Genomic DNA, 12,844 nt, shown 5'->3' on the forward strand with positions numbered 1-12,844 from the left:
GGGTTCGGTTTGCGGAGATCCGCTACTGTAGTGCCGCGAGTAATGCACTTATTCCTCGCGGCCCGTCAGTACGGCTTTAGAAGTTCTCCTCGCTGCGCGCTGTTAGCACTTCTACACCGTCGCTAGTCACTGCCATGGTGTGTTCCCATTGAGCGGAGAGGCGGCGGTCCTTGGTTACTGCAGTCCAGCCATCTCCCAACACTCGTGTGGCCGCTTTGCCTGCGTTAATCATGGGTTCAATGGTGAAGGTCATGCCCTCTTTGAGTACTTCACCAGTTCCCGGCTGACCGTAGTGAAGAATTTGTGGGTCTTCATGGAAGACGTCGCCGATGCCGTGTCCGCAGAAGTCGCGTACCACTGAGTAATAGTTTTTCTCAGCGTGCTGCTGGATGACGTGGCCAATATCGCCGAGGGTAGTGCCGGGGCGGACAATTTCGATGGCTTTGTACATGCACTCCTGGGTGATTTGTACCAGGCGTTCAGCGTGGGCGGCGGGCTTGCCGGCAAAGAACATCTTGCTGGTGTCACCGTACCAGCCATCTTTGATAACGGTAACATCGATATTAATGATGTCGCCCTTCTTGAGAATTTTGCTCTCGGAGGGGATACCGTGACACACCACTTCGTTGACGGAAGTGCATATAGATTTTGGGAAGCCGCGATAACCGAGGCAGGCCGGGATCGCTTTCTGTACCTTCACGATGTGTTCGTGGCAGCGTCGATCCAGTTCTTCGGTAGTGACTCCTGGAACGACATACTCGCCAATCATTTCCAGCACCTCTGCGGCGAGGCGGCCTGCGGTGCGCATCTTGGCGATTTGTTCTGGGGTCTTAATGGCTGAGGTCATGCGTATCCTTTGTTTCTGGGTTGGGGCGGGTAGCGCCCAAGAGGCGGGCTATTGTAGCGGATTGCTGGCTGTAGGACACATTTTGCCGCTATTAGCGCAAGGATGGCTCAGGCGCCCCGCCAACAGCATTGAGGCGTGATCATTTGCGCGAAATCGGTGCCAATTCTTCACTATGGGGTGCACTTGTGGTATAAAGCGCGCCGCCTGGGGATACTCCCTGGGCGAGTAAAAGCCGCACACGCATCGACACATGTGTCTGGGTGCCCTGAAAGGGGTTGACGCATGGGATACGTGGAGGACTAACCCGTATATATAGAGGTTTATTATGCCGCAAGTAAGTATGCGCGATATGCTGCAGGCTGGTGTTCACTTTGGTCACCAGACCCGCTACTGGAACCCGAAGATGGGTCAATTCATCTTTGGTGCCCGCAACAAGATTCACATCATCAACCTTGAGCACACTGTACCGGCTTTCAACGAAGCCCTGCAGATCATCAAGGGCATGACTGCTCAAAAGAAAAAGATTATGTTTGTTGGCACCAAGCGTGCTGCACAGAAGTCTATCAAAGAGCAGGCAGAGCGTTGTGGCCAGCCTTACGTCAGCAACCGCTGGCTGGGTGGTATGCTCACCAACTACAAAACCATCCGCGCTTCCATCAAGCGTTTCCGTGAGCTGGAAGCCCAGTCTCAGGACGGTACTTTCGAGAAGCTGACCAAGAAAGAAGCCCTGATGCGTACCCGTGCCATGGATAAGCTTGAGCGCTCCATCGGTGGTATCAAGGATATGGGTGGCCTGCCTGACGCGATCTTCGTAATCGACGTTGAGCATGAGCGCATCGCTATCCAGGAAGCTAACAAGCTGGGTATCCCCGTAATTGGTGTTGTCGACACCAACAGCGATCCCGCTGGTGTTGATTACGTGATCCCCGGTAACGACGACGCTATCCGCGCAATCAAGCTGTACACCACAGCTGTAGCCGACGCAGTACTTGCCGGCGCTGCAGAAGCTGGTAACACCGTTGCAAAGGACGAGTACGTCGAAGCTAACGATGACGAAGCCGCTGCAGAGTAATTTGCAGGGCTAAGTGGTGTAACACAATAGTTTTACACTGCGAACTCAAAAAGGGGCCCGAATTACGGCCCCTTTTTTCTAATTATTAGTGACAGAACCCCGAGGATTGAATCATGGCGATTACCGCGTCTATGGTAAAAGAACTGCGCGAGCGTACCGGCCTGCCAATGATGGAGTGTAAAAAAGCTCTGACGGCTGCTGATGGTGACATCGAAAAGGCGATTGAAGACCTGCGCAAAGCCTCCGGCCTGAAGGCCGCTAAGAAAGCTGGCCGCACCGCTGCTGACGGCGTTGTTGCCGCTAAAGTTGCAGAAGACGGCAGCTACGGCGTACTGGTTGAAGTGAACTCCGAGACTGACTTCGTTGCTCGCGATGAAAACTTCCAGGCGTTTGTTGCCAAGGTTGTGGAGAAGGCATTTGCCGATCGCCAGCAAGACGTAGCTGCCCTGATGGAAGGCGAGCTGGAAACTGCTCGTGAAGCACTGGTTCAGAAAATCGGTGAGAACATCGGCGTGCGTCGTATCGAGCTGGTTGAAGCTCCAGTTGTAGGTGCTTACGTTCACTCCAACAACCGCATCGCTGCCCTAGTAGCTCTGAGCGGTGGAGAGATCGAGCTGGCTAAAGATGTTGCCATGCACGTGACTGCGGTTAACCCGCAGGTGAACAAGCCGGAAGATATGCCTGCTGACGTTCTGGAAAAAGAAAAGGACATCATCAAGGCTCAGCCGGATATGGAAGGCAAGCCGGCTGAAATCGTAGAGAAAATGATGGGTGGCCGTATCAAGAAGTTCCTGAAAGAGAACAGCTTGGTAGAGCAGCCTTTCGTTAAGAACCCGGACGTAAGCATTGGCAAACTGGTTAAAGATGCCGGTGCCGATGTGGTTTCCTTTGTTCGCTACGAAGTGGGTGAAGGTATCGAGAAGGAAGAGGTGGATTTCGCAGCGGAAGTTGCGGCCCAGGTTAAATCCTCTTCTTAATCGCATATTATTGGGTGCCCTCGGGCACTCAATCGCAGTGGGGTGCTTCCGCTGGGGTTTCTTACCTACAGCGGAGCACCCCTCTGTGTAAATGACTGAAATTGTTGTAATGTTCAGCGGCAAGGCCTGGCCACTAACAGGTACATTGAAGGGGACTAACGAATGCCCGGTATTAAAGACCGCAAGTATAAGAGAATTTTGTTAAAGCTCAGCGGCGAAGAGCTAATGGGTGATCAGGGTTTCGGTATCAGTCCCAAGGTGCTGGACAAAATGGCCCTGGAAATTGGGCAGCTGGTTGGTATCGGGGTCCAGGTGGGCCTGGTTGTTGGCGGTGGTAACCTGTTCCGTGGCGCTGCGCTGAGTGCGGCCGGCCTCGATCGTGTTACTGGTGACCACATGGGGATGCTCGCTACGGTGATGAATGCCCTGGCGCTGCGCGATGCCCTGGAAAGATCTGACATCTCCTCGAGAGTGATGTCCTCGATTCAAATGAGCGGTATTGTCGATCACTACGATCGCCGTGCGGCTATTCGCTACCTGGAGCGTGGCGAAGTTCTGATTTTTGCTGCCGGTACCGGCAACCCTTTCTTTACCACTGATTCTGCAGCTTGCCTGCGTGGTATCGAAATTGAGGCTGAGCTGGTTCTGAAGGCCACCAAGGTCGATGGCGTCTACTCTGCCGATCCCAAGCTCGACCCGACAGCAACTCGCTATGACCAGTTGACTTACGATGAGGTTCTCGACAAGAAGCTCGGCGTGATGGATTTGACCGCTATCTGCCTGTGTCGCGAGCACAATATGCCTGTACGTGTATTCCGCATGGATAAGAGCGGGGCGCTGTTGAATATTGTGGTTGGCGGCGTGGAAGGCACCTTAATTGAAGAGGAAGTGAAATCGTGATTGAAGATATAAAAACAGACGCGAAAGCTCGTATGGGTAAGGCACTTGATGCCCTGGCTGGAAATTTCAACAAGATTCGCACCGGCCGTGCACACCCGAGTATTCTCGATGGCATCCACGTCTCCTATTACGGTTCTGATACTCCGTTATCTCAGGTTGCCAATGTTACTGTTGAGGATGCGCGCACTCTTTCCGTAACTCCCTGGGAGAAAAATCTGGTCCCGGATATCGAAAAGGCCATTATGAAGTCCGATTTGGGCCTCAATCCCAGCACAGCTGGTGCGGTTATCCGTATTCCAATGCCTATGCTTACTGAAGAAACTCGCAAAAACTTCACTCGCCAGGCAAAGAGTGAGGCAGAGACAGCGCGGGTTTCCATTCGCAATATTCGTCGCGATGCGCTGGCGGACGTGAAGTCATTGGTCAAGGATAAGGAAATTTCTGAGGACGATGAGCGCCGCGCAAGTGACGACATTCAGAAAATTACCGATCAGTTTGTCGCTGATGTGGACAAAGCACTGGCAGCGAAAGAAAAAGACCTGATGGAAATTTAATGAGCATCGGTGGTACCGAGCTACATGCTCCCGGCCCACGTCACATCGCCATTATTATGGATGGCAATGGGCGCTGGGCTGCCCGCAAGGGCCTTTCCCCTTCAGCCGGCCACAAGGCCGGTGTCGAGCGTATCCGCGACCTGCTTTCAGCTTGTAAAACTCGCGGCGTTAAAGCGCTTACTCTGTTCGCCTTCTCCAGCGAGAATTGGCAGCGCCCCCCGAAGGAGGTCGAGCTGCTGATGAGCCTGTTTAACTCCTATTTGCGCAAAGAGGCCCGACGGATGCGGGAGGAGGGGGTTCGCCTGAGAGTTATTGGTCGACGGGACCGATTCTCTCCTCGCTTGCAGCGCGCTATAGCCGAAGCGGAAGATATCACCCGCGCAGGGACTGAGGGCGACCTGATAATTGCTGCTGATTACGGCGGGCGCTGGGATATTGCCCAGGCGGCCCGTAGATTGGCTCAAGAGGTTGCCGATGGCACACGCTCCCCAGAGTCGATTACTGAGGATGAACTTGGCAAATACGTACAGCTTCAAGATCTGCCGCCGGTAGACCTTTTGATCCGCTCCAGCGGTGAGCAGCGTATTAGCAACTTTATCCTCTGGCAGGCCGCTTACAGTGAATTCTATTTTACTGATACGCTTTGGCCCGACTTTGACGAAGCCGAGCTGGATAAGGCTATCGCAGAATATGAGTTACGTGATCGCCGCTTCGGCGGTCGCGCCGAGGGGGATGACGCGATCGCTCAGGCGTGATCCGGGCAAGTCTGCGGCGCCAGGCTTGCAATACAAATTGGTTGGAAATCTTTGCCGACACGCTCTTGATCTGTGCAGTTTATCCAGACAGAGTTGTCTAGCTACTTACAAAGGGGTTTGCGGTGCTAAAACAAAGAATAATTACTGCTTTGGTGCTATTAGCACTGTTTATGGGGGTATTGTTTTTACTTCCAATGCAGTGGTTTTCACTGATATTTGTGGCGGTTATCCTCCTGGCGGGGTGGGAGTGGGCCAATCTATCGAACTTGAACCGTGCGCTGCGCTTTGTTTTCCTCGCCGCATTGGGGTTTGCCCTAATGGTCACGGCTCAATACGTCTTTTCAATGAATTTTGATGATCCAGATATCGATCGCGGCCGCCAGATTCTGGCTGTAGCCTGTGGTTGGTGGGCGCTCGCTTTCTTGTGGGTGCAGAGCTACCCGTCCAGTGCTGCTCTGTGGGGCAACCGATGGGTGCGAGGTCTGATAGGTCTTGTTGTATTAGTTCCAACCTGGTTGTCACTGGTAGTTTTGCGAGGCTTGGATCATGGAGCCTGGCTGGTTCTTTACGTGGTGGCGATCGTTGCAGCGGCGGATGTCGGTGCTTATTTTGTCGGCCGCAAGTTTGGTAAGAGGAAGCTGGCTAGAGAAGTTAGTCCAGGCAAGTCCTGGGAGGGCTTTTTCGGTGGCTTGGGTGCTTGCTTGATTTTGGCCCTCGTAACCTCCTACCTATTTGAGCTTCCACTGAAAAATACTGTCTTGTTCACTTTTGGTGTCTTGGTTACTGCACTGGCTTCAGTTATTGGGGACTTGGTGGAGAGTATGTTTAAGAGGCACAGAGGGATTAAGGACAGTAGTCATATGTTACCGGGGCACGGTGGCATCCTCGATCGGATAGATAGCCTTTCCGCGGCTCTTCCAGTGTTTACGATGGCCGCACTAGCGAGCGAGCTGCCGAAATACTTGTAGAGGCGTTTCCGCTCCAGTTTTGTGTTTTATTCGCTAGCGCCTAGCTTAATGCTGGGCGTGCAATTGTTTGGTGGCAGCAATATTGCTATCAGAGGTACGAAAAGGGCCTATGCAAGTAATTCCCCCGCAACAAATTACCGTTCTCGGCTCCACTGGTTCGATCGGCGTGAGCACCCTGGATGTGTTGGCGCGACACCCGGAAAAATATTCTGTTTTTGCTCTTACCGCCCGTGAAAGAGTTGCCGACCTTGCTCAGCAGTGTCGGCGATTTAAGCCTCAATATGCTGTTGTTGTCGATGAGGCGCGAGCTGAAGAGTTGCGAATACTGCTTGGCGGCGAAGTCGATACGGAAGTTCTAAGTGGGGTGGAGGGCTTGTGTCGTGTTGCCTCCGATACTCAGGTCGATACAGTCATGGCGGCGATCGTAGGAGCTGCGGGATTGCGCCCAACCTTGGCGGCAGTAGACGCGGGCAAGAAAGTGTTACTGGCGAACAAGGAAGCGCTTGTTATGGCGGGCCCAATATTTCAGAGGGCCTTGAATAAGAGTGGTGCGCAACTGTTGCCGATTGACAGTGAGCACAATGCAATCTTTCAATGTTTGCCATTCCCCTGCGAGGACCTCGAAGCTGCGGGCGTGGAAAAAATACTGCTTACGGGTTCGGGTGGGCCATTTCGCACTCGGGCTGCGAGCGAGTTGGGGGCGGTGACGCCAGATGAGGCTTGTGCACACCCCAATTGGTCGATGGGCCGGAAGATCTCTGTTGACTCCGCCACAATGATGAATAAAGGGCTCGAGTTTATAGAAGCGTGCTATTTGTTTAATGCGCGCCCTGAGCAGATTGAGATAGTCGTGCACCCCCAGAGTATTATTCACTCGATGGTACAGTACCGGGATGGCTCTTTACTGGCGCAGATGGGTAACCCGGATATGCGCACTCCTATTGCCCATGCCCTGGCTTTTCCCCAGCGCATCGATGCAGGGGTGCCAGCTTTGGATCTGATTGCGCAAGGCCGGCTGGATTTTGAGGCCCCGGATTTTAATCGTTTTCCTTGTCTGCGTTTGGCGCGAGAGGCTGTTAATGAGGGAAAAAGTGCTCCAACAGTCTTAAATGCAGCGAATGAAATTGCAGTAGAAGCCTTCCTGGAGGGGCGTTTAGCATTTACTGATATTGCATTGGTGATAGAAAAAGTGATGAATAGGGCTCCCGTTGTTGAACTGTCGGGACTCGAGGCAGTCGAAGCCATTGATTTCAATGCGCGAGAACTGGCCAAGCAGGCGCTTGCCGCCCTCTAAACACATTGCCCGGCGTATAATGGCCGCTAAATTGCGTATGACAAGAAGTTGTAGCTGAGTATGGATCTAATTCAGACGGTAATCTGGGCCTTGGTGGCCCTCGGTGTACTGGTATCTTTCCACGAGTTTGGGCACTTTCTTGTAGCACGCCTATGTGGTGTTAAGGTGCTGCGCTTTTCTGTGGGGTTCGGCCGCCGGTTGATCTCCCGCTATGATCGCCACGGTACCGAATTCACTATTTCCGCTATCCCCCTCGGCGGTTACGTAAAAATGCTCGATGAGCGCGAAGGGCCTGTAGCGGCTGAAGAGCTGGATCAGGCGTTTAACCGCAAGAGCGTATGGGCGAGGATGGCGATTGCCGCTGCCGGTCCTGCCGCTAACTTTCTTTTGGCGGTAGTCTTTTTCTGGGCGGTGTTCCTCGGTGGAACAGCGGGCCCGGTTCCTATTGTGAAATCCGTTGAGCCCGGGAGTATTGCTGCGTCGGCAGGCCTTGAGTCCGGGCAGGAAATTGTTGCTGTTGATGGTGAGGCTACCCCCACTTGGCAGGCCCTCAATTGGCGCCTGGCAAACCGCCTGGGTGATAGTGGCACCATAGAATTCTCTGTGCGCTATCCGGATTCCAACCTTGAATACCATATGGTGGCGGATATCAATCGCTGGCTTGCCGGCCGCGAAGTTCCCGATCCGCTCGGGGAGATTGGTCTGCAGCTGTGGACTCCACCGGTGAGTATGACTCTTCATAATGTGGTGGAGGGGAGCCCGGCAGCCTCAGCTGGACTCAAGGCTGGAGACAAGATTGTCTCGACCGATGGCCGTGACTTTTCATCTTTTCAAAGCTGGACCGATTATGTGAGAGCCCGCGCTGGTGTTCCAATGGATATCACTGTCGAGCGTGGAGGCGAACCGCTGACGGTGTCCGTAACACCGGCGGAGATTAAGCTGGATAGTGGTGAAACCATAGGGCAGGTTGGAGTGCAGCCGGTATCAGAGACTTGGCCGGATGATCGAGTACGGATTTACCACTATGGGGTGGGGGGCGCTTTAGTTAAGGGCTTGCAGGAGACCTGGGATAAAACAGTCTTTACCCTGAATAGCTTGAAGAAACTATTATTTGGTCAACTTTCGACCAAAAACTTGAGTGGCCCCATTACCATTGCTAAAGTGGCGGGTACTTCCGCGGAAGCGGGATGGCAGTCTTTCCTGTCATTGCTGGCGTTGCTCAGTATTAGCCTTGGTGTACTCAATCTGTTGCCTATTCCGGTACTCGATGGTGGTCACCTCCTTTACTACGGTATTGAGGCGATCAAGGGGTCCCCTGTGTCAGAGAGGGTGCAGGTGATTGGTTTGCAAGTGGGTATGGCCTTGGTGCTTTGCATTATGGGGCTAGCTCTGTACAACGATATTTTACGTTTGTAGTGTCCTGGATTGGTTTTTTTCCGGGCTGATAATGTGAGAGAGATTTTTATGCGTGTGAGACGTTTTGTCTTGGCACGATGTTGTTGTGAGTAAAAGCGACTCGGAAGCGGTATGAAGTATTTGCTGAAAGCGATTTTTCTGGGCTTGGTGCTGCCTATCAGCGCTTTGGCACAGTCGTTCGTTCTCAGCGATATCCGAGTGGACGGGTTGCAGCGGGTTTCTGCAGGTACAGTTTTTTCAGCGCTTCCGATTCGGGTAGGCGACGAAGTTGAGCCTGTCGAGATTCAGGATGCGACCCGAGTATTGTTTCGCACTGGTTTTTTTGAAGATATTCAGATTGGCCACGAAAACAGCGTTCTTGTTATTACCGTGAGAGAACGACCGGCTATATCAAAGATAGATATAGCCGGGAACAAGGCGATTGCCACTGAGGATCTACTGAAGGCGATGAAGGAATACGGTCTCGCCGAAGGCCAGATCCTAAAGCGTTCGACCCTCAGGGGGTTGACCCAGGAGTTTGAACGCCAGTACGTGGCGCAGGGTCGATATGGCGCCAGTGTTAAAGCGGAGCTCAAGGAACTGCCGCGCAACCAGGTTGAACTGCAGGTTGCTGTTGATGAAGGGGCTGTTGCTGCGATTAAACATATTAATGTCGTAGGAAATCGTGCATTTTCTGATAAAGAGCTGGAAGAGATTTTTGAGCTTAAAACTACCGGCTGGCTCTCTTGGTTGCGCAGTGATGATAAGTACTCTAGTGAGAAACTCACTGGTGATTTGGAGCGCTTAAAGTCCTATTACCTGGATCGCGGATATCTTGATTTTCAGATTGATTCGACACAAGTATCTCTAGGGCCGGACAAGAAGAGTGTATTCATTACCATTAACGTGGTTGAGGGTGGTGTTTACACGGTTAGTGAGGTGGAAATTGCCGGAAACCCGATAGTAGCGGAGGAGGAAATCAACCGCCTGCTATTGGTGCGAGAAGGTCAGCGGTTCTCCCAAGCGAGGGTAACGACCACTTCAGACTATATTGCTAAACGCTTGGGCAACAAAGGTTACGCGTTTGCTGAAGTGAATGGTATTCCTGAGGCCAATGAAGAAGAAAGTACAGTAAAAATTACCTTCTTCATTGATCCGGGAAAGCTCACTTATGTGCGACGTATTAGTTTTCGCGGGAACACTCGCACCGCAGATGAAGTCTTGCGGCGTGAACTGCGCCAGATGGAGTCAGCTTTGGCTTCCACTGCGCGTATAGAGCAATCCAAAGTGCGTCTCGAGCGCCTTGGATACTTGAAGGTAGTGAAAGTTGAAACAACTAAGGTGTCCGGCACCTCAGACCGGCCCGATGTTGATTACATGGTAGAGGGGCAACCCTCTGATTCTGGGGGAGCGGGGCGCTAGTTGGCGCTGTAACTCCTGGATTGCGAATAAAAACACCTGGAATTAGTAGATGAAACATTTCCTGAAAGCGGCTTCTCTTAGCCTGGCACTGCCTCTCAGTGCTTTAGCACAGTCATTTGTAGTTGATGACATCCGTGTGGAAGGGCTACAGCGCGTCTCTGCCGGTACCGTATTCTCAGCTCTCCCTGTGCGAGTAGGGGATGAGGTGGAGACTCTGGAAATTCAGAGCGCCACTCGGGCACTGTTTCGCACTGGTTACTTTGAGGATATCCAAATCGGCCAGGAGAATGGTGTTCTGGTTATCACTGTGCGCGAGCGGCCTGCAATTTCCAAGATCGAAATTACAGGCAATAAGGCGATCGCAACAGAAGACCTGTTGAAGGGCATGCAGGAGAATGGCCTTTCAGAGGGGCAGATTTTCAAGCGCGCTACCCTTGAGGGGTTGGCCCAGGAGCTGCAACGCCAATATGTTGCCCAGGGACGCTATGACGCCAGTGTTAAAACTGAAGTAAAAGAGTTGCCACGCAACCAGGTTGAGCTTCGCGTAATTGTCGATGAAGGCTCAGTGGCCGCTATTAAGCACATCAATATTGTCGGTAACAAAGCGTTTTCCGATGAAGAGCTTGGAGAGATTTTCGAGCTGCAAACTACCGGTTGGTTGTCGTGGCTGCGCAGTGATGACAAGTATTCCCGAGAGAAATTGACCGGCGACCTGGAGCGTCTCGAATCCTATTACTTGGATCGTGGGTACCTGGATTTTAAAATTGACTCCACTCAGGTTTCCCTAAGCCCCGACAAAGAGAGTGTATTTATCACTGTCAATGTGTTTGAGGGCGATGTTTACACCATTAGCGAAGTGGATCTGGCTGGTGATCCTGTAGTTCCTGAGGAAGAAGTTAAGCGTTTACTGTTGGTGCGGGAAGGGCAGACCTTTTCCCAGGTTCGCATGACAACGACCTCGGATTATATTACCAAGCGTCTGGGGAATGAGGGTTACACCTTTGCTGAGGTTAATGGTATCCCTGAGCCCAATAAAGAAGAGAAGACGGTAAAAATTACCTTCTTTATCAACCCTGGTAAGCGGGCTTATGTTCGCCGAATTAATTTCCGAGGTAATACCCGTACTACAGATGAGGTTTTGCGCCGTGAGATGCGTCAGATGGAGTCAGCATCAGCCTCCTCTGCGCGCATTGAGCAATCTAAAGTACGCCTTGAGCGCCTGGGCTTCTTTAAGGAAGTAGAGGTGGAAACCACAGAGGTGCCGGGAACTTCCGACCAAATTGATGTGGAGTACTCCGTTGAAGAGCAGCCATCAGGTTCTATCGGAGGTACTATTGGTTGGGCCCAGAGCAGTGGCTTGGTGCTGGGAGCCAATATTCAGGAGAACAACTGGTTAGGTACTGGTAAATCTGTAGGTATCGGAATGAATGCCTCTACCTACCAGACTTCTGTGAACTTTTCTTACCTCGACCCTTACTTCACTCCGGATGGTGTGAGCCGTGGCTTTAACGTTTTCTATACAGAGAATGATTATTCCGAGGTTAATCTTTCCGATTACAACACTACAACCTATGGTGGTGGCGTTAACTTCGGCTACCCAATGTCGGAGATTTCCCGCGTCGGCCTTAATGTGAGCTTTAATCACCTGGAGTTGTCCACGGGCTCAGGTACGGTACAGGAAATTGCATCGAGCCCTGATCTGATTGATGGTGTTTCCCTCCAGGGAATCACATATGATAACTATGAGTTAATCGAAGAGGCCCTTGCTGAGGACGAGACCCTCGACTTGGCTATGGATATTGATGATAGTCAATTCAATACCACTTTTGATGGGTTTATCGATCGTTACGGTGATTCATTTGATAACGTTGCTTTGACAGCGTCCTACGCCCGCTCAACCTTGAATCGGGGCATCTTGGCGACTCGTGGTGCTTCACAGAATCTTTCATTGGAATTTACAGTTCCCGGTAGTGACCTTGAGTACTACAAGCTGATTTATACGGGGCAGTACTTCCGCCCATTAACTAAGAGTCTGACTTTACGCCTCCGCACTCGTCTGGGTTACGGCGACGGTTTTGGCGATCTTGATGAACTGCCGTTCTTTGAGAATTTTTATGCCGGTGGTTTTGGTTCAGTACGTGGGTTTGAACGTAACACTCTGGGGCCTCGTTCCACACCTTACGAATATTACACCGCTCTTGGTTGTGCTACTGAGGACGGAGAGATCACTGAGTATTGTTACTATGTCGATGACGATGGCGAGCTGGTGGTTAACTCCTACGATGATGCCGATCCGTTCGGCGGTAACATCCTGATCGAAGGTAGTGCTGAGGTAATTTTCCCGATGCCATTTATCAAGGATCAGCGCTCTCTGCAAACTGCTTTCTTCGTCGATGCAGGTAATGTATTCGATACTAGCTGTGGCGATACCCAGATCAACTGTTACGATGTGGACTTTGGTAAGATGAACGTTTCTGCGGGGATAGGCTTGACCTGGATCACTGGCTTTGGCCCGCTGACATTCAGCTTGGCAAAAGCCCTTAAGAAAAATGAAGATGACGATGTGGAAGTGTTCCAGTTTACCCTGGGTAACAGCTTCTAAATTTGTCAGATAAAATGAATTAGGCGTAAATCAGCGCAATTAAAATAAAATCTATTGG

The 12,844-nt window shown here is 51.8% G+C and carries 10 protein-coding genes and 1 pseudogene; 10 read left to right on the top strand and 1 reads right to left on the bottom strand.

Going from position 1 to position 12,844, the window contains the following annotated elements:
* Positions 1-76: 76 nt before the first annotated feature.
* Positions 77-847 carry a type I methionyl aminopeptidase gene (gene map, locus ACJJIE_RS00675; RefSeq protein WP_282933678.1) on the bottom strand — a complete coding sequence of 257 codons (771 nt, stop codon included), beginning with the start codon at positions 845-847 and terminating at the stop codon, positions 77-79.
* 325 nt (positions 848-1,172) lie between these two features.
* Here map and rpsB point away from each other — a divergent pair, with 325 nt between their 5' ends.
* The 10 genes and pseudogenes from rpsB to bamA (ACJJIE_RS00725) all read left to right on the top strand — a co-directional run bounded on the left by rpsB (position 1,173) and on the right by bamA (ACJJIE_RS00725) (position 12,786).
* A complete protein-coding gene (gene rpsB / locus ACJJIE_RS00680) occupies positions 1,173-1,919 on the top strand; it encodes a 30S ribosomal protein S2 (protein WP_282933677.1) in 747 nt (248 codons plus the stop codon).
* 113 nt (positions 1,920-2,032) lie between these two features.
* Positions 2,033-2,896, top strand: a complete 864-nt coding sequence (tsf, locus tag ACJJIE_RS00685; protein ID WP_282933676.1) for a translation elongation factor Ts — start codon at positions 2,033-2,035, stop codon at positions 2,894-2,896.
* Positions 2,897-3,058: 162 nt separating this feature from the next.
* Positions 3,059-3,796, top strand: a complete 738-nt coding sequence (gene pyrH / locus ACJJIE_RS00690) for a UMP kinase (protein WP_282933675.1) — start codon at positions 3,059-3,061, stop codon at positions 3,794-3,796.
* Positions 3,793-4,350: a ribosome recycling factor gene (gene frr, locus ACJJIE_RS00695; protein WP_282933674.1), complete on the top strand. Its 558-nt coding sequence runs from the start codon at positions 3,793-3,795 to the stop codon at positions 4,348-4,350. The genes pyrH and frr overlap by 4 nt, the downstream gene beginning before the upstream one ends.
* Entirely contained in the window at positions 4,350-5,105 is a 756-nt protein-coding gene (gene uppS / locus ACJJIE_RS00700) for a polyprenyl diphosphate synthase (RefSeq protein WP_444893183.1), read from the top strand. Before frr ends, uppS begins: the two co-directional genes overlap by 1 nt.
* A 122-nt stretch (positions 5,106-5,227) precedes the next feature.
* A complete protein-coding gene (locus tag ACJJIE_RS00705) occupies positions 5,228-6,073 on the top strand; it encodes a phosphatidate cytidylyltransferase (protein WP_282933673.1) in 846 nt (281 codons plus the stop codon).
* A gap of 109 nt (positions 6,074-6,182) precedes the next feature.
* The gene (gene ispC, locus ACJJIE_RS00710) at positions 6,183-7,367 is read left to right on the top strand and encodes a 1-deoxy-D-xylulose-5-phosphate reductoisomerase (RefSeq protein ID WP_282933672.1); all 1,185 of its coding nucleotides are present in this window, start codon (positions 6,183-6,185) and stop codon (positions 7,365-7,367) included.
* A 60-nt stretch (positions 7,368-7,427) separates the two neighbouring features.
* Positions 7,428-8,783, top strand: a complete 1,356-nt coding sequence (rseP, locus tag ACJJIE_RS00715) for an RIP metalloprotease RseP (protein WP_282933671.1) — start codon at positions 7,428-7,430, stop codon at positions 8,781-8,783.
* Between the two features lie 111 nt (positions 8,784-8,894).
* Positions 8,895-10,172, top strand: a pseudogene (gene bamA, locus ACJJIE_RS00720) (outer membrane protein assembly factor BamA); the annotation flags it as partial.
* 61 nt (positions 10,173-10,233) lie between these two features.
* Complete coding sequence (gene bamA, locus ACJJIE_RS00725; RefSeq protein ID WP_282933669.1) at positions 10,234-12,786, top strand: outer membrane protein assembly factor BamA; 2,553 nt, start codon at positions 10,234-10,236, stop codon at positions 12,784-12,786.
* The last annotated feature ends 58 nt before the right edge of the window (positions 12,787-12,844 follow it).

Source organism: Microbulbifer maximicatervae (SeqCode), from assembly GCF_052467325.1.